Annotated in this window: 16 protein-coding genes; 6 read left to right on the top strand and 10 right to left on the bottom strand. The window is 63.1% G+C overall.

The genetic code is table 11. The features are described 5' to 3' along the window. Nucleotides 1–46: 46 nt before the first annotated feature. On the bottom strand, nt 47–904 hold the full coding sequence (locus HDIA_RS17565) for a 23S rRNA (adenine(2030)-N(6))-methyltransferase RlmJ (protein WP_099557346.1): 858 nt from the start codon (nt 902–904) through the stop codon (nt 47–49). A gap of 70 nt (nt 905–974) precedes the next feature. After that, nucleotides 975–1,331 carry a hypothetical protein gene (locus tag HDIA_RS17560; protein ID WP_099557345.1) on the bottom strand — a complete coding sequence of 119 codons (357 nt, stop codon included), beginning with the start codon at nt 1,329–1,331 and terminating at the stop codon, nt 975–977. A gap of 228 nt (nt 1,332–1,559) precedes the next feature. Between HDIA_RS17560 and HDIA_RS17555 the strand changes: the two genes are divergently transcribed. After that, nucleotides 1,560–1,847 (top strand): GIY-YIG nuclease family protein, encoded by a 288-nt coding sequence (locus tag HDIA_RS17555; protein ID WP_099557344.1) that lies wholly within the window; start codon nt 1,560–1,562, stop codon nt 1,845–1,847. A 272-nt stretch (nt 1,848–2,119) separates the two neighbouring features. Here HDIA_RS17555 and HDIA_RS17550 read toward each other — a convergent pair whose 3' ends face one another. After that, complete coding sequence (locus tag HDIA_RS17550) at nt 2,120–2,911, bottom strand: hypothetical protein (RefSeq protein ID WP_162292665.1); 792 nt, start codon at nt 2,909–2,911, stop codon at nt 2,120–2,122. 168 nt (nt 2,912–3,079) lie between these two features. On the opposite strand from HDIA_RS17550, the gene HDIA_RS17545 reads away from it, so the two are divergent. Then, a protein-coding gene (locus HDIA_RS17545) for an IS5 family transposase (protein ID WP_099555767.1) occupies nt 3,080–3,843 on the top strand; the annotation gives its coding sequence in 2 pieces (ribosomal slippage) (nt 3,080–3,398 and nt 3,398–3,843; 765 coding nt in all). 705 nt (nt 3,844–4,548) lie between these two features. Here the strand turns inward: HDIA_RS17545 and HDIA_RS26060 are convergent. Both HDIA_RS26060 and HDIA_RS17540 read right to left on the bottom strand, forming a co-directional pair. Further along, nucleotides 4,549–4,863, bottom strand: a complete 315-nt coding sequence (locus tag HDIA_RS26060) for an HD domain-containing phosphohydrolase (RefSeq protein WP_342748055.1) — start codon at nt 4,861–4,863, stop codon at nt 4,549–4,551. After that, on the bottom strand, nt 4,761–5,159 hold the full coding sequence (locus HDIA_RS17540; RefSeq protein WP_099557342.1) for a VOC family protein: 399 nt from the start codon (nt 5,157–5,159) through the stop codon (nt 4,761–4,763). The genes HDIA_RS26060 and HDIA_RS17540 overlap by 103 nt, the downstream gene beginning before the upstream one ends. Nucleotides 5,160–5,246: 87 nt before the next feature. Between HDIA_RS17540 and HDIA_RS17535 the strand changes: the two genes are divergently transcribed. Beyond that, nucleotides 5,247–5,945, top strand: coding sequence for a helix-turn-helix transcriptional regulator (locus HDIA_RS17535; RefSeq protein ID WP_099557341.1), 699 nt, complete (start codon nt 5,247–5,249; stop codon nt 5,943–5,945). Nucleotides 5,946–6,119: 174 nt separating this feature from the next. Here HDIA_RS17535 and HDIA_RS17530 read toward each other — a convergent pair whose 3' ends face one another. Further along, nucleotides 6,120–7,754 carry a winged helix-turn-helix domain-containing tetratricopeptide repeat protein gene (locus tag HDIA_RS17530; RefSeq protein ID WP_157775714.1) on the bottom strand — a complete coding sequence of 545 codons (1,635 nt, stop codon included), beginning with the start codon at nt 7,752–7,754 and terminating at the stop codon, nt 6,120–6,122. A gap of 121 nt (nt 7,755–7,875) precedes the next feature. On the opposite strand from HDIA_RS17530, the gene HDIA_RS17525 reads away from it, so the two are divergent. Continuing rightward, nucleotides 7,876–8,100, top strand: coding sequence for a tautomerase family protein (locus HDIA_RS17525; RefSeq protein WP_099557339.1), 225 nt, complete (start codon nt 7,876–7,878; stop codon nt 8,098–8,100). 439 nt (nt 8,101–8,539) lie between these two features. Here the strand turns inward: HDIA_RS17525 and HDIA_RS17520 are convergent, their stop codons facing one another. The 4 genes from HDIA_RS17520 to HDIA_RS17510 form a co-directional block, all read right to left on the bottom strand. Further along, complete coding sequence (locus HDIA_RS17520) at nt 8,540–9,310, bottom strand: hypothetical protein (protein WP_099557338.1); 771 nt, start codon at nt 9,308–9,310, stop codon at nt 8,540–8,542. Then, nucleotides 9,282–11,723 carry an HsdM family class I SAM-dependent methyltransferase gene (locus tag HDIA_RS17515; protein ID WP_157775713.1) on the bottom strand — a complete coding sequence of 814 codons (2,442 nt, stop codon included), beginning with the start codon at nt 11,721–11,723 and terminating at the stop codon, nt 9,282–9,284. The genes HDIA_RS17520 and HDIA_RS17515 overlap by 29 nt, the downstream gene beginning before the upstream one ends. After that, the gene (locus tag HDIA_RS25420) at nt 11,720–12,172 is read right to left on the bottom strand and encodes a MerR family transcriptional regulator (RefSeq protein WP_157775712.1); all 453 of its coding nucleotides are present in this window, start codon (nt 12,170–12,172) and stop codon (nt 11,720–11,722) included. Before HDIA_RS25420 ends, HDIA_RS17515 begins: the two co-directional genes overlap by 4 nt. Before the next feature lie 280 nt (nt 12,173–12,452). Further along, nucleotides 12,453–13,610, bottom strand: coding sequence for an HD-GYP domain-containing protein (locus HDIA_RS17510; protein ID WP_157775711.1), 1,158 nt, complete (start codon nt 13,608–13,610; stop codon nt 12,453–12,455). Nucleotides 13,611–13,934: 324 nt separating this feature from the next. Between HDIA_RS17510 and HDIA_RS17505 the strand changes: the two genes are divergently transcribed. Beyond that, a complete protein-coding gene (locus HDIA_RS17505) occupies nt 13,935–14,606 on the top strand; it encodes an SH3 domain-containing protein (RefSeq protein ID WP_157775710.1) in 672 nt (223 codons plus the stop codon). Between the two features lie 128 nt (nt 14,607–14,734). Further along, nucleotides 14,735–17,632, top strand: coding sequence for an excinuclease ABC subunit UvrB (gene uvrB / locus HDIA_RS17500; protein WP_099557334.1), 2,898 nt, complete (start codon nt 14,735–14,737; stop codon nt 17,630–17,632). Nucleotides 17,633–17,700: the final 68 nt, after the last annotated feature.

Below are 17,700 nucleotides of genomic sequence, written 5' to 3'. Positions count from 1 at the left end.
CGGAATTGCCGCCGTCGGTTATCGCTTCCTTGCCGGACCGCCTTGCTTACCGGCTGGCCTCGGGCACGAGCCAGTCGACGCGCCAACCGGCGCCCGGGCCGGTCGCCAGCAAGGCCGTCAGTTCCGGCATCACGGCGCGCGTCGCTTCGGCCAGCGTCCAGGGCGGGTTGACGACCAGCATGCCGGCGCCCGCGAGCGGTCCCTCAAGGCCCGGCCGCCGCGTCCATTGCTCGATGCGGAGGATGCGCTCGATGCCGTCGCCGGCCACGGCATCATGGAAGCGGGCGACCGCCTTCACGTCCTTGATCGGATACCAGATTTGCTGGGTTCCGGTGGCAAAGCGCTGGTGGGCGGCGCGCATCGCCTCGCGCATGCGGTCGAACTCGCCGGGCTGCTCGAAGGGCGGATCGACCAGCAGCAGGCCGCGCCGTTCCGGCGGCGGCAGCAGGCTTTTGACGGCCGTATAGGCGTCGAGCCGCATCACCTTGGCGCGCCTGCGGCCGGCCATCGCCTCCTCGAGGAGATCGGCGTCGACCGGGTGCAGTTCGTTGGCGATCAACTGGTCGTGCTTGCGCAGCATGCTGGTCACGATGGCCGGCGAGCCGGGGTAGTGCCTCAGCCCGCCGTCCGGGTTCTCGCGCCTCACCGTCTCCAGATAGGGCGCCAGAAAGTCCGCGAGCGCGGGGGTGGGCGAGGCGTCCAGCACGCGGCCGATGCCGTTCTGCCATTCGCCGGTGCGCCCGGCCTCGTCGCCTTCCAGGTCGTAAAGCCCGATGCCGGCGTGGGTGTCGACCACGCGAAAGCCGCCGGGCTTGTCCAGGAGGTGCGTCAGGATGCGGGCAAGCACGGCGTGCTTGAGAACGTCGGCGAAGTTGCCGGCATGGAAAGCGTGGCGATAGTTCATCGCGGCAGATAGGTCCGAAATGCAGCGGCGCGCAAGCGGGCGATTGGCCGGAAGGCCGGTCGGGGCCTCATCAACCCTGCTTCTCTTCGGCGTCCTTGGCGGCGGCCGCGATCAGCGCCTCGCCGAGCGTTTTCGGGTCGAGGACCGCGAAAGAGACCGGAACATTGCCGAAATGAAGCCGCAGGACGGGCGGGCGGCCCTCCTTGGCCTCCATCAGCGAATAGCCCGTGGGAATCACCACCGACGCATTGGCCTGCTCGGTCGGCTTCAGCTTCTCGCCCGCGTTGGAGGCAAGCGCGAGGACCATGGTGACGAAGGACGAGACGCCGCCGCCCTCCAGCCGCGTGATGGTCTTGAACTGCTTCAGCCGCTCGGTGACGATTTCGATCTGGTCGCCGATGAGCCGCGCGCCGATGTTGGTCTTCATGCTGTCCTCCTGAGACGAATCAGGCGGCAGTCTACGCGGGAATTTGGGGGCGGTGCAGGAGGTGTGGCGCTATGCGGCGCGGGACATGCGAGCGTCGCCGGTTTGCGACCTTGCCGCCTCATTCACCAACCCCTCCGTCGTCATTGCCGGGCCTGACCCGGCAACCCATTCACGGTTCAGCGGCCACCGGGCTTGATTTTTTCGGTCACTGGCCCTGCAATCCAAGTCATGGCGGGGTGGGTCTACATCATGGCGAGCCGCATGCACGGTACGCTCTATATCGGCGTAACGAGCGATCTGCCACGCCGCGCTTGGGAGCATCGCGAGGGCATTATCCCCGGCTTCACCAGCAAATATGGATGCAAGCGGCTGGTCTGGTCGGAGGAGTTCTCTGAGATCTCCGACGCCATCCAGCGTGAGAAATCCCTGAAGCGATGGCCGCGCGCATGGAAAATTGCCCTCATTGAAAAGACCAATCCCCGCTGGGTCGATCTCTACGACACGCTGAACATGTGAATGCGGACGGGCCATTGGGTTGCCGGGTCAAGCCCGGCAATGACGACGGAGGGGTGATTGAGGACCGGGAGGTTTGGGGCCGAGAGCGGAAGGGCCGGTTTTGGCGTGCTAAGCACAAAAGCGAATGTTCAGTTGGGCGGAAGCGAGCAAGGAGCAGTCCCCGATTGAACAGATGGCGGCAATGTCAAAACCGGTTCCAAGTCGTATCCGAAACAAGCTAACAAACCTCGAGATAGGATCACCAACCAAGATGGTGCCGTCTGATCGGCCACTTATATCTCTGGGAGCAGTTTGTAGGCTTTGAGTAGCCGATATGTCGCTTGCCCATCCATGATGCAAAATTTGCGAGAATGACCGGGTTGAACGATGAAGTTCCTGACCGTCTCGCGCACGGCAGCACCAATCAGATGTGAGTGCTGCACTACCGAAATATCTGCCCCTGTGTTGCTGAGGCGATAGATTTGGTCGCCGTTTTTCCCGCACATTGCCGGCGTCATTTCTCGGAAAATAGTCGGTCCCTTGAGTAAAAAGGCCGCTGTTCTTCTACGTCCAGCAACGGTTGCGTTCGATGAGAAATGATCGTTCTCCTCGCCACCCCAGTCCGCTTTCACGGGTTCTTTCAGAAGAGCGGCAATTGAGTTTTTGACGTGCTCCTCCGGCACCTTTCGCATGACCGACATCCACTCGTTCGCGTCGGCGACTTTCACCGATTTCATGTCCGAAAACTCTTCAATATCTTCGGGCAGGATTTCTCCGTAGTCTCTGCCCAGCCACACTGCCTCAGTGCCGCCAGCATTTCTGGGATGGTCGAGCCAAGGAGCACCGATCACAATGGGTTCAATCTCGAATTTGTCTCCACGATCGTGGAGTAGGCCGATCATAGCTTCGCGATACCCTCGCTCATAGCCTTCGGCCAACGTCATCTTTCCTGTAGCAGAAACAAGGTGTTCGGTGTGATACGAAATGACGACTGGTTTGCCATAGTCGAATTCTAGATGGACAGCATGTGAGACACGCTTTTCCGTGTATATTTCTGGACAAGGTTCCAGACGCTCCGTGCTCATGAATACGTGCCTTGGATTTGCAAGTATTAGAGCATCGGCGAGCGTAGGAGCCTTGAGCTTGCTGTAGACATCTATGAGCATCGTCACGAGCAGATGATCATTAGGCTCAGGACCCATTAATTTGCATTGATGCGTGATATGTGATTCAGGGTGGCAAAGGAGTTTGCCATGCCTGATTTGTTTCTGCTCTCGCCTTCCCAGATGTCGAAGATCGAGCCATTCTTTCCGAAGTCGCACGGGGTGCCTCGTGTGGATGATCGCCGGATTGTGTCGGGCATCATCTATGTGCTGAAGCATGGCCTCCAATGGAAAGATGCCCCAAAGGGGTATGGCCCTCACAAGACGCTCTACAACCGCTTTCGCCGCTGGACCGAATTGGGCGTGTTCGATAGGATTTTCAGTCACTTGGCAGCGAGTGGCGGCGCTCCGGACACGCTGATGATCGACGCGACGCATCTGAAGGCTCACCGGACAGCGTCAAGCCTTTTAAAAGGGGGCTTCTTCCCCGCCACATTGGCCGCACAAAGGGTGGACTGAACACCAAACTGCATGCTGTGTGCGATGGCGAAGGCCGACCGCTCGCGATGTGCCTGACGGCGGGACAGGTTTCTGATCACGTCGGGGCCAAGATCCTCTATCCGGTCCTGCCTGAGGGCGGCAGTGCGACAATGATTGCCGACAAGGGATACGATTCCGACGAGTATCGCGCCGCGCTCCAAGCCAAAGGCATCGCGTCCTGCATACCGCCGCGCAAGGGCCGAAAGGCACCTGCCGAATTCTGCAAAACCCAATACAAACAACGCCATAAGATCGAGAACATGTTCGGGCGCCTGAAAGACTGGCGGCGCATTGCTACCCGTTACGACCGCCGCGCTGACGTCTTCATGGCAGCAATTACAATCGCAGCCATCGTCACTTGGTGGATTCAATGAGTCCTGAGCCTAGCCAACTCTATAAAATGATCGTCACCAGATTGCTTTCGCTCTAGGAAGATTTGTCGGGCCGGTCCTAGAGCGGAAATGGCAAGGCGGCGATTCAGAAATCCCATGTCGATGTGACTGAAATAGTCAGCAGTTCGATATTTTGCTGGGAATTTTTCTGCGTTCATACGGAACAGCATGGCTCGTTCTGCGAAGGAGGCAAATGTAGTCTATCCGACAAGTAGAGTTCTAGAAAAATGCAAAGCCAAACAGAGTGTGCCTTCCGCCAGCTGTGTGCAGTAATGCAGCATGATGCAGATGGCCGTTCTCTATAATGGCAGTTTTTGGGTAATCGCCAGCAAGATCACAATGACCGAGATGGAGGCGCATAGCGGACGGGAGTCACGTACTTCATTCTCACCCTCCGCTCCTCCTGCGTCATCGCCGGGCTTGACCCGGCGACCCAATGGCCGCTCTGCACATGTTGGAGCAAGACCTATGGATGCCGTCCTTGCGCGTCGTCTCAATCCAATCTTCCGGAGAAGCGAGTGGGTTGCCGGGTCAAGCCCGGCAATGACGGCGGAGAGGTGATCGCGGACGGACAGGTCGTGCGGACCGAGAGGTCAGCGGATTCGGGCGCGTTTGGGAACCGCTGGAGAGGGTGCGTGGTGCCCGAGGCAAGGGCGGACAAGTGGGGCGTGGCGGGCTTCGCACTTCTCACCCCTTCAACGACGTCGCCAGTGCCGAGGCGTCGATCTTGCCGCGCCCGACCATGTCGTGAAGGATCTTCAGCGCGGTTTCCTTCGTCAGCGCCGGCTTGCAGGCGCGCCGCTCCGCCAGCGCCGCGTAGATGTCGCAGACCGTCAGCACGCGGGTGAGGGGGCTGATATCGCCCGCCGTCCGTTCAGCGCGACTATCCGCGTTTGCCTCTATCGAGATCCAAACCGAGCCTTTGCCGCATCCGTAAAGGGCATGAAGATGCTGACGGCCGAGCCTTCGGGATCGCGGACCTGGAACGTGCGATTTCCCCACGGCATCAGCTTGCGCTCATGCACCAGCTCAGCCTTGCCGTTCAGGCGTGCGAAGGCGTCATCGAGGTCCTCGACCATGAACTCCAGGATAGCGGTGCGATTGGCACTCGGTTCTGCGCTCCCTTCGGCAAAAACCGCGACCGTCTCCGCGCTGCCGATGGCAAGCGTCGCGCCCGGCGTGACGATCTCGGCAAACTGCGGCGCAAGCCAGTCGGCGGTTTGACCCGTTACCAGCTCGTAGAAGGCGACCATCGCCTTGATATCGGAGGCGATCAGGCGGACAGAGGCAAACTTCATACTTAAAATCCCGGTTGGTGGCTTGTATGCGGCGGCCTTGTACCGCACTCATGCTGCCAGCGTTGTGTCAGCAGGAGTCATCAGCCGGTGCGTCGTGCCGAACGCCTCTTTCAGATCATCCAGCTTCTTCGACGATCGACGCGGCCCCTGACCGGCGCCGTCCTGGCGGCCGAACTGGAGGTTTCACTCCGCACCGTCTATCGCGACATCGCGGCCCTCATGGCACAGCGGGTACCCATCACGGGTGAAGCCGGCTTCGGCTATCTGCTGGCAGACGACTACGACATGCCGCCATTGATGCTGACCCAGGTGGAGCTGGAGGCCATCGTCCTCGGCGCGCAGTGGGTTGCCGGTCGCGGTGACCCGCTTCTCTCTCCTGCTGCTCACGACGTCCTGGCGAAGATTGCCACGGTCATCCCCGCGCATCTGCGGGCATATGTCATGGAACCAAGCACGGGCGTACCACCGCGTCTCGCCCCAATGGAGGACGCCGTCGACACGGCAACTCTGCGCGATGCGATCCGTTCGCGATCGAAGCTACGTCTCCAATACTGCGCTGAGGATGGCACTCGGACCGAGCGGACGGTGTGGCCGGTCATCCTGGGTTACTCGGATACCAACCGCATCCTGATCGCATGGTGTGAGCTGCGACAGGCGTTTCGCCACTTCCGTACCGATCGGATGGTCGCTGTCGAAACCCTCGATGAATCCATTCCGGAGCCGAAATCTGACCTCAATCGCCGCCGGGAGGCTTGGCGGGCTGCCGAGCTCGGCAAAAGCCCTTAGGGGGTTTTCGTACTGTCGTTTTTCAAGGCGGCAGCGATCCCCTGCCTGCCACCCCAAAACGGCCCTTCTGCTCACCACCCCGTTTCTCGGACCTAGACGGAGATCGCCAGCGCCGCATTGCTGCCGACGACACCGTTGGGGATACTCGCCAGTTCTCTCAAACCCCCAGTTCTCTCAAACCCCCAGGTCTCGCAGGCCTTTCTCGATCGTCTCGCGTGCCGCGTTCTCGGCAAAGGGGAAGGAGGCGAAGAAGACCTCCGAACTGATCGTCGGATCGGCCTGTTTTGCCCGTGCAAGCCATCGCTGCGCCTCGGCATCCTTGCCGACCAGATGCGACGTCAGCGCCGCGATCAGCGCGATATGCTTGTGCGCGCCCGGCATCAGCGCCGCCTTCACGCCGAGTTCTTCTGCCCTCTCCTTGTCGCCGAGCTGCAATTGCGCCAGCGCACGCCCCGACACCATGCCATAGGCGAGCGGGTCGAGCGGGCTGAGGTCCAGCGCCAGCGCAAGATCGACATCGGCCTCTTCCGCCTGGCCGGCCATCACGCTCACCAGCCCGCGTGTATAGACGCCCTGCGCGAAACTGGGGCTGAGGCTGGTCGCCCGGTCGAACCAGGCGATCGAATCCTCGAGCCGTCCTTCGAGCCAGGAACATCGGCCGACATTGAAATGGGCAAACGGATCGAGCCGGTCGGTCTCCACCGCCTTCTGGGCCAGTGCGCGGGCCTTTTCCACCTCCGCCTCGGGATCGTCCCCGAAGCGCATGAAGGCCGACTGGAAATGGGTGAAGGACAGCCCGCCCATGGCGCCCGAGAAATAGGGATCGCGGTCCAGCGACTGGGTGAACAGCGCCGCGGCGCGGGCGTTGTCCTGCCGGTTGAAGCGGTACATGTGATCGAGCCCGAGGTGGAAGCAGGCCCATGCGTCGAGTTCTCCCGGGGCGCGTCCGCGCGCGATCCGCACTTCGTTCTGCGGGATCTGCACCGCAAGGCTGGCGACCACGTGGCCTTCGATCTCCTGCCTCAACTGCTGCAGTTCGGGCAGGCTGCCGCGATACTGTTCCGCCCAGATCGTGCCGCCGCTTGTCATGTCGATCAGCGAGACGCCGATCGAGACGCTCTCGCCCGACAGTTCGACCGTGCCGGTGAGCCCGTAGCGAACGCTGAGCTGCCGTCCGGCGGACAGCGGGTCCGCATCGAGCCCGCGAAAGCGGAAGCTCGACCCGCGCGCGATGACGAACAGCCAGTGCAGACGCGACAAATCCGCGATGATGTCGGCGGGCAGGGCGTCGGCCACGATGTCATGCGGCCCCGGTTCGCCGAAATACTGGAAGGGCAGGACGGCGATGGACGGCCGCCCGTCGCGTGCCGTCTTGAGGACGTCGTCGATGGCCTTGGCGGCCTGTTCCTCGGTCAGGAGACCGGAACCGACAGGGCTCGCCTTTGCCGGAGCGCCGGTCACCTCGGTCTGCGCGACAAATCGAAAGCCCTTGCCATGGATCGTGCGGATGACCTTCTGCGCGCTGCCCTTGTCCGCCACAGCCTTGCGCGCCGCCTTGATCCGCGCCGCCACGGCGGATTCGGAGACGATCCGTCCGCCCCAGATACGCTCGATCAGTTCGTCCTTGCTGACCATCCGGTCGCGGTTTTCCGCCAGCAGCATGAGGAGCGAGAGCACCTGCGGCTCGACCGCCAGGGGCTTGCCGTCGCGGCGCAATTCGAAACGTGCGCCGTCCAGTTCAAACCCGTCAAAGGTGAACACCAGGGCGTCGGCTTGCGGCACGTGTTCCCCCTTTTCCAAATTCTTCATGAAAAGGTCAGGTATCTTCACGCCGCCGTCAAGCATTGCCGGACGGCAGGGCGTATCTCTTGCTCATCGGGAACAGCCGATAACGGTTTGAAACACAGAAACATCAGCAAGGAGATTTGAAATGCCCCTCGTCACGATCGATGTCATCAAGGATGTCTTCACCCCGGAACAGAAGCACGACCTGATCGACAAGGTCACCGAAGCCATGGTCGCCGTGGAAGGCGAGGCCATGCGCCCGGTCACCTGGGTCCGCATCATGGAAGTCGAGCAGGGCGACTGGGCCATCGGCGGCCAGCGCCTTGGGGCAGCGGACGTGCATGCCATGTCGGGCAAGAAAGCCGCCTGACCAGACCGGATACCGGTTGCAGCAAGGGCCGTGCCGCAGGGCGCGGCCCTTTTGCGTTGGGACAGGGCGTTACGGCCAACCAGCGGGCGGCGAACGCCGCCCCATCGAGAACCGGCGCCCGAATTCAGGCAGGTTCCAGTTTTCTCCGCAGGGGTCGGCACATCATCCGTGTCGACGCCAAGGCACGCGACCCTGAGACACCGGGCCGACTTGTGAATGTGTCCTGTCCCTTCTCCTTGACCTGAATGGTCAGGTAGACTGTCCGCTTTCAGGGTTAGAGGCCCAAACAGTTTCTATTCGATGCATATAGGTCTTAACGACGGCTTCCGACCTTATTGCCGCCGCTCCTGCGCAGCTCCGAGAGGACTACTTTGACTCTTTGCCGACACTTTGGACGTCCGCCTTCGTGGCGCTGCCGCAGAGCAGGCGCCGCGCGTGGTTAGGCATGCACCACGCACCGTGCTAGTTCCTGTCGCAGATAGAGAAGGCTGTGGTTGAGCCACCGGCTTAGCGCCGGAAGATCGCTCGGCGCGTTCATGTGGCGACCGACATCGCCCGACGGCGCGGGAAGCCACCAAGGTGCTGCGCTCGCCAAATGCATGCGCTCGACCGAGAGCCGCCGAACCAGATCATCGACTGTTGGCTCCTGTAGCGCGGTTTCGAAATCCTCAACAATCTCCACCGGATCGGGTTGGAAATCGACCGGTTGGTCTCGGGCCAGACTACGCATCAAATCGATCTGCCAATGGGGATGACCCGCGCCTGGGCTTTGAAACGAAACCTCCGGCCCCGCCCACTTTGTGATGCCGGGCCATTCCAGCCGGAGAAACTGAGGCTTGATTGCCTCGTGACGTTTTCCAAGATAGACGGTCAGGCCCATATTCTTGAACCTGTAGGGACGTTGCCCCGTCGTTAGCTCCCAGACCTCCTGCCAGCCTAGCCAGGCGAGGAGATTGCTCGGCATCTCGCATAGCGGCGCCACCCAGCTTGCGCCGCCTTGATAACGGGTGACGCGTTCGCACGCCGGACCCTGCAAGCCAGCCCATACGCGATCGGACTGGTAGTCTGCCTCCACCTGAAGCTGTCGCGGAGCAAGCTCGAGAGCTGCGGTGATGAGGCCTGTCAGCTCAATCCATCGTTGGTCGAGCGCGCCCTTGGTAGCCCGAAGCTCTGGCGGCGAGCTAAGTGATTGCGAGTGCAGGCGTGCCATACATCTCCGCCACAATCTGAGCCGTTCGGCTGCGCCAGGATGGATCGGTCACATCGACGGCCTTGCCAAGCATAGCCAGTTCACTCACCCGGCGGCCGGCGCGTGGGTCAATACTGAGCGCGCGCAAATCAGGCAGAGGTATGGGATTGACGTGACGGGCGCTGAGGTCAAACTGCCCTCCAGCGACATGTGGAGCATAGAGACTGAGCAGCTTGGCAAACGGCGATGAATTAAACATCGCAACGTAGGCGGCCAGAAGGTCCGCCAAGGGCAGAGCCTCATCATCCGCCTCGACTAGTGGCGCTTTCGGCGTCCAGACGTGCCCCATCACCGCGACATAGTCCGCTTCGTAGTCGCCCACGAATCCGCCTTCGCCGGAGAAGAACTTGCTGATAATTCGAGGTCCATCATCATAGGCCCAAGATCGCGGACGGTCGAGCCCCCACCAATCCGTACGCTTGGATCGTATTGCAGTACGGGAAGCAAGTCTCTCTCGTGCGGGTTCAAGTACATTTTTGAAGTAGCTGGGGACAGCCTCCGCGACGGCGGCCTCGTTTGGGAACAGAGGCCCAGCGGATGTGTGGGGAAAGAACACGTAGTAGGGCATTACGACGCGACCATTCTGAATAGAATCGGTCATAGTCGCTATGCGGAAGGCCCTTTTTTCTTTGGCTGGTAGGGTGCGCCATTTCTCCTTCGGCAGCAGCAGGATGTCATTGAGCCCGGTCTTAATCCCCTGAGAAACTTCGAAGAGATCCTGTACACTTGGCAGAGACAATTCACTTAGATCGGTCAGGAGTCGCTCATTGCCCGGCGTTGGCAATCGCCAGGTCGGCCGTCCGGTCAGCGAGTCCGACAGGATCGGAAACAGGCTCCAATTGCTTTCGATGATCGGAGCCGAAGGCGCAGTGCCATTGAGCTTGCGGATTTGGCGTAGGGCCTCTCCAGTGGCGGCCGCGTCATTCTCGGTCAGGATTGCAGTCAATGTCGAGGGAGCCTGCGGCCGGCCCTTGCGCACTACTGCGCATGCGACCTGTACCATCGCATGCGAAAACAGGCCGAAATCGCCGATGGTAGCAAGCATGCGAACATCGCCTTCAGATGCCAGTCTCTCGCGCCAGCTTGCCGCAGCCTTCAAAGACAGGAGGCTGGCCGGAAACAGCGACCCGAGAACCCCGCCGGGATTGAGCGCTTGGAGGCCCCGCGCCACGAAAGCCATACTATAGTCACCTCGCGCCGCGCTGGCGTCGGTGGCGTCGCGCAGTTGCTCGCGCTGCTTAGCGCTCTGAGCTCCAAAGGCGATAAATGGTGGATTCATGACGATGACATCGCAGGCCGGCATTCCTGCATCGCCCAGCGAGTCGCCGAGGGTCAGTTCAAGTTCGACCCCACCGGCGGGCGACCAGTCTCGCAGAGATAACCGCAAGACAAAACGAGCCATAGCGATGGCAGCGGCGGAAATGTCCAGTCCCACCAGTTTAAGTCTACCGTTGAAGCCTGCGCGGCGCAGTGCGCGTAGCGCTTCGTGCAAGAACGCCCCCGATCCACAGGCCGGATCGCACAGCGTTAGCGCTTGGCGACTGGCCAGATCAGGAATGGCGACCAGCACCTGCTCGACCATGCTGCGGGCTAGGGCCGGCGGTGTGAAATGGGCGCCGCCGCGATTGTCCACCCGAGTCTCGGGCGCATCGATTAGGCCAAACAGGTCAAAATTCGGCGAGACGCGCAGCAGTTCGAAATGCGCCTCCTGGAAAAGCTGGCCGCCGGCGTGGCGGATGGCCAGGGCCGGGTAGAGCCGAAGGAACGATAGACCGCCCGGCGCCGCAGCAACCTCGGCTCCTGCCGCGTCCAGGCCGTGAGCCGCCAGTCGCGTGCAAAGCTCAGGACCGTCCTCGGTCAGACCTAGGGCTGCCGGTTCGTCTTGATATTGCTGCGGCGCGATCAGCCGCGCCAAGGCAGCGAGATAAATGTCGGTCGTGCGCGCGTCTGGCAGACCCGCGTTGTGGCTTAGCGAGCGAATGCGTCGGAAATAGTTGAGCAGATGATCGACCACGCCGCGATTCGAGCGCAGACGATCTTTGTTGAGATAGGCATAGAATCGGTCGAGGCTGCGCTCAACGCCGCCTCGCTCATAAACTCGGGGCTCGTGGGGCGCATCCCACCGTAGCACGGCCACCTTATCGTCGGTGACGGTGACGTGGTGGGGAATATCGCTCGACCAAGCCCATCCGGCCGGATCGCTGTGCCGCCACAGATCCTCGGTCGAGGTCGATAGCGCAAAGGTGCCAAACCCGCCGTCCAGCAGGACGTGGTGATCGCCAGACAAGGGGGCGGCGTCATGCCCTTCAAAGAGCGGCGCGAGCGCTAGGCCAAAGCGCTGACTCCATTCGAAGGCGAGGCCAAACCCGGTCATCGGCGAACCGCCATCGCCGGAAACAGCGGCAGTTGTGCTTCGACTAGCAATTGGCTGGGCGTGGCCAGGGCCTCCAAGTGTCGACGCAGGCTGACGGTCAAACAGACGTCCTTGGTGTAGATTTCCCCTTCCAATTTCAGCAACGCCTCGTGCGCGTTGGGAAACACCGCGACGGCGCACCATAGGGAGGGGAACGAGCGCCCCTTCAAAAGCGTCTGCAATTGTGCAATCGCCATGCGCCAGCCGCTGACCTCCACGCCATAGCGCTGGTGAACCTCATTGAGGACGCGCAGTGCCAAAATGGTTTGCCAGGAAAAGAGTGCCAAATGTCCGCGGCCTGCCGGCGGCACATCCGCAGTCACCACGGCGCGTCGCCCACACCACTCGCGAATTTGGTGGGGCGTTAAACCTGACAGGCGTGCGGCTTCGGATGCTTGGACCAGCGACATTTCGGATGGGTATCATACCCATCCTGATGGCGCCATCGCCAATTCGGTTTTATCCATCCCACGGTTCGATCCTCGCTATATGCCTCGCCACCAGCCCGGGGTGGTTTTGGAGCACCAGCAAGACATTCAGTTCGTTAATCGAATGTCCGCGTATGGCGTAAATCCGGCGTTCTGTAGGTTCGGCGCCATCGTCCGCTACCAGGCGAAGGCATAGTGTACCTCAACGTCCGAAATGGGGGCGTAAAGTGGACGGACAGGCGCTCCGGAGGCTTCGCCCCTCTCACCCCTTCAATGACGTCTCCAGCGTCGCCAGCGCCGAGGCGTCGATCTTGCCGCGCTCCACCATGTCGTGAAGGATCTTCAGCGCCGTTTCTTTCGGCAGCGCCGGCTTGTAGGCGCGCCGCTCCGTCAGCGCGGCGTAGATGTCGCAGACCGTCAGCACGCGGGTGAGGGGGCTGATGTCGCCCGCCGTGCGGCCCGCCGGGTAGCCGCTGCCGTCAAGGAGTTCGTGGTGGTCGCGGACCGCCGTCAGGATCGCGTCGGGAATGCTCGTCGTCTTGCGCAGGAACTCGTAGCCGTCGACCGGATGGCGTCGGACGATCTCCATTTCGCCGTCGGTGAGGATGTTGCGCTTTTCGAGGATGCGGCGCGGCACGGCGGACTTGCCGACATCGTGCAGCAACGCCGCGACGGCGAGTTGCTTGCGCAGCGCCACCGGAATCTTGCCGGTCTTGCCGAAGGCGGCCGCAACGCCCGTCGCCAGCAGGCAGTGCTGGTAGGTGCCCTCGTGATGGATGCGCACGTTGGTGAGCCAGTCATCCACCGGAACGGTGGTCAGCGCCTTCAGGACGGTCACCGAGGCGTCGGTGACGAGGCCCATGTCGGGGATGAAATTCTCCTGCATCGCCCAGAAGATGTCGTCGATGGCTTCGCTGGCCGCGGTCACCGAGGGGATTGCCGCCGCCGTGGCCTCGGCGGCCAGGGCATAGGGCGAACCGGGCGAGCGGTCTCCGGTCGTCGGCGTCGTCAGCACGGGGGAGCGCTGGCCGCGCGGGCGCGACTTGCCGTCCGGCGCCATTTCGCAGAGGCTGACCAGGGTCTTGGCGATCTGAACCGCGTCCATCGGCTTGTTGATGACGTGGTTGGCCCCGAGGTTCATGGCCTGGACGCGCGAGGGATGGTCGCGCGAGCCGGCGGCGAAGATATAGACGTCGTCCGCGGCCCGGGGGTAGAGCGCCTCGCGCAGCCGGCCGACCTTTCGCGGATCGCGCAGGTCGATGTCGATCAGGTAGATGCCGCCCGAGCGCTCGGGAATGTCGAGATTGTTGATGTCGCAAACCTTGGTGCGAATCCGGCGGCCGATCGGCATCAATGCAGGATCGGGTCCGGTGTCCAGTATCGCAGTGATGCGATCGATCTTCGACGTGTTCAGCGACATGGCACCCAGGTTGTTGTTCGACTTACTTGCGGCTGACCCGCAAGACTTCGGCCAGTCTAGGAGCGTTTCGGTTAAGCATCCGTCAAAAAGCTTACCCTCAGGTAGCAACGACATGGATCAATGCAGCGGACGGCGACCTGTGCTTGCGTTCAGGCGCGGTTCAGGTCGCCAGCCAGATAGTGGGTCCCGAGCTTGAGCGTGCACCTGCCGCCTTCCAGCGACGGCGCCCCGGAAAGGACGGCGCGAACTTTTGCCTCAATGGCAGCGTTCTTTGGAGGATATGGCAGGGCGAATGCCCGCGGCTACCATGAGGGAGTGCTCAAAATGACAAGAACTCGCGGACTGGCTCTTCTGGCCGGTCTCCTCTTTACCTTCTTTGGAGCGACGGCGGCTTTTGCCTTCAACGGCTACGCGACGGCCAATGTCAACATGCGCGCCGGGCCGGGCGTCAACTATCCGCGCGTCCTGACGGTTCGCGCCGGGGCGCCGCTCACGGTCTATGGCTGCGTGCGCGGCGGCAACTGGTGCGACGTCGCCGCCTATAGCGCCCGCGGCTGGGTGTCCGGGCGCTATATCTCGGGCCAGTACGGGGGACGCCGGGTGATCGTGCCCAACGTCCTGCCGCAGATCGGCGTGCCGATCATCACCTTCGGTATCGACAACTATTGGAACCGTCACTATCGCGACCGGCCCTTCTACCGCGACTGGCGCCGCGACCACTACCGTCCGCACGAGCCGCGGTATAACGACTGGCGTCCGCCGCGCCGCGATGTCCGCCCGCCCGTGGTTGTCCGGCCGCGTCCTGACGACCGTGGCGACTGGCGCCGCGACCGGGACAACCGCCGCGACCGCGACTACCGTCGTGACCGGGACCGCGATCACCGCCGGTCCGACTGGGACACCCGCCGCGATCCGCGTCGGGACGGCAACAAGCCGCCGCCCGCCTTCCGCAAGGAATGCGATCCGGCCCGCCGCAACCCGGCGGACTGCTTCTGAGGCGTTGCCCGGCCGGCCTCCTGCGTGATTGCGGGCAGGCCGGCCGGGTGTCCACAGAGGCAACAATTGATCACTTTTTGTTCGCGCCGCCCCTTTCGTTTTGAGGGGCGGCGCTGCATATTTCAGGCATGACCAGCAAGTCTTCCAAATCCCCCCTTCCCAAGCAGGACGATGCCCCCGAGACCGAGGGCTTCGGCGAAGCGCCACAGGCTCCGCTTACAGGCGCACCACTTGGCGGTTCCGTCTCCGACTGGATTCGCGCCGCCGAGGGCGCGGACATGGAGGGGCTTCCGGTGCCCTCGCCGGAGGACAAGCCGGCCGTCAAGAAGAAGGCCGCCGCCAAGGCTCCGAAGGCCGAAAAGCCCGCCCGTTCGTCGCGCGGCACCTCCATGGGCGCCTCGAACGATCCGAAGACGCGCGCCGGCGGCGGGCTCAACCCGGTCGCCGGCATGACGCTGACCCTCGACGAGGCGGTCGCGCTCAACAAGTCCAACGCCAAGGCCAACCGCGACCGGCCGGAACTGTCGAACCCCGGCGCGGGCGTCACCGCCACCGTCGCGGCGCTGGAGCAGCTGATCCAGGGCGGCCGGGCCGAGGTGGAAGGCGCGCCGGCATGGAAGCCGCACCGGCCCGAGCGACCGGAGAAATCCGAGGGCGGCATCGCCTTCGACCTTGCCTCGGACTACGAGCCGCGCGGCGACCAGCCGACCGCCATCGCCGAGCTTGTCGAGGGCATCAACCAGGACGAACGCTGCCAGGTTCTCCTCGGCGTCACCGGTTCGGGCAAGACCTACACGATGGCGCAGGTGATCGCGCGCACCAACCGGCCGGCGCTGATCCTCGCGCCGAACAAGACGCTGGCGGCGCAGCTCTACGGCGAGTTCAAGTCCTTCTTCCCCAACAACGCCGTCGAGTATTTCGTCTCCTACTACGACTATTACCAGCCGGAGGCCTATGTGCCCCGGACGGACACCTATATCGAGAAGGAATCCTCGATCAACGAGCAGATCGACCGCATGCGCCACGCCGCGACGCGCTCGCTCTTGGAGCGCGACGACGTCATCATCGTCGCCTCGGTGTCCTGCATCTACGGTATCGGCTCGGTCGAGACCTACACCGCCATGACCTTCTCGCTGGAGGTCGGCGAAAAGATCGACCAGCGCCAGCTTCTGGCCGACTTCGTGGCGCTGCAATACAAGCGCAACGACGCGGCCTTCGTGCGCGGCTCGTTTCGCGTGCGCGGCGACACGATCGAAGTCTTCCCGGCCCACCTTGAGGATCGCGCCTGGCGCATCTCGCTCTTCGGCGACGAGGTGGAGTCCATCACCGAGTTCGACCCGCTCACGGGCCAGAAGTCGGCCGACCTCAAGTATGTGAAGTTCTACGCCAATTCGCATTATGTGACGCCGAAGCCGACGCTCAACCAGGCGACCAAGCAGATCAAGGACGAGCTGCGCCACCGCCTCGCCGAACTCGAAGCCCATGGCCGCCTGCTGGAAGCCCAGCGGCTGGAACAGCGCACCCGCTTCGACCTCGAAATGATGGAGGCGACCGGCTCCTGCGCCGGCATCGAGAACTATTCGCGCTATCTCACCGGCCGCAATCCCGGCGAGCCGCCGCCGACGCTGTTCGAATACCTGCCCGACAACGCCCTCGTCTTCGTCGACGAGAGCCACGTCACGGTTCCGCAGATCGGCGCCATGTACAAGGGCGACTTCCGCCGCAAGGCGACGCTGGCCGAATACGGCTTCCGCCTGCCGTCCTGCATGGACAACCGGCCGCTGCGCTTCGAGGAATGGGACGCGATGCGGCCGCAGACCGTCGCCGTCTCGGCCACCCCCGGCGGCTGGGAGCTGGAGCAGTCCGGCGGCACCTTCGCCGAGCAGGTCATCCGCCCGACCGGCCTCATCGATCCGCCGATCGACATCCGCCCGGCACGCACGCAGGTCGACGATCTCCTCGGCGAGGTGCGGCAGGTGGCGCTGAAGGGCTACCGCACCCTTGTCACCACGCTCACCAAGCGCATGGCCGAGGATCTGACCGAGTACCTGCACGACAACGGCGTGCGCGTGCGCTACATGCACTCCGACATCGACACGCTGGAGCGTATCGAGATCCTGCGCGACCTGCGCCTCGGCGCCTTCGACGTGCTGGTCGGCATCAACCTTTTGCGCGAGGGCCTCGACATTCCCGAGTGCGCACTGGTGGCGATCCTCGACGCCGACAAGGAAGGATTCCTGCGCTCGGAAACCTCGCTGGTGCAGACCATCGGCCGCGCCGCGCGCAATGTCGACGGCAAGGTCATCCTCTATGCCGACCAGATGACCGGCTCCATGGAGCGGGCGATCGCGGAGACCAACCGGCGCCGCGAGAAGCAGCTGGCCTACAACGCCGAGCACGGCATCACGCCGGAAAGCGTGCGCCGGAACATCGGCGACATCATCCAGTCGGTCTACGAGCAGGATCACGTCACGGTGGACGCGGGCTTTGCCGAGGGCGGGGCGATGATCGGCCACAACCTCACGGCCCATATCGCCGATCTGGAACGCAAGATGAAGGAGGCCGCGGCCGACCTCGAGTTCGAGACGGCGGCGCGGCTGCGCGACGAGGTCAAGCGCCTGCGCGAGACCGAGCTTGCCATCGCCGACGATCCGCTGGCGCGCCAGGCGCAGGTGGACGACCGCACCGGCGGCTATCGCGGCGACCGCAACGATCCGGCGGGCACCAGGGGCCGCAGCACGGGCGGACGAAGCGGTTCGGGCGGTGGCAATGGCGGAAGGGGCGGTGGCGCGCCCTCGCGCGTCCACAAGCCGGCGAGCCACGAGATGGGGCCGCACAACCGCACCCTGCCGCTCGGCAGCCCGGACGATCCGCACGGGCCGCGCAAGTCGAAGGTGGCAAAGCCGACGCTCGACAACATGGGTCCCGGCACGGACATGACCGTGCCGCTGGGGGAGAGGGTCGAATTTGTAAAACCGGACCCGATGACGAAGAACTATCGTCCGGGCGGACGGCGGAAGAAGTAGGCTTCGGCCTCTCTTTGCCGTCATGGTCCGCGCAGGCGGACCATCCACGCCCATCCGCTAACGCTGCG

Origin of the sequence: Hartmannibacter diazotrophicus (genome assembly GCF_900231165.1) — a bacterium.
GTDB lineage: Bacteria > Pseudomonadota > Alphaproteobacteria > Rhizobiales > Pleomorphomonadaceae > Hartmannibacter > Hartmannibacter diazotrophicus.
The sequence above is the reverse complement of the archived record's forward strand: the minus strand, read 5'-3'. Positions and strand labels throughout refer to the sequence as shown.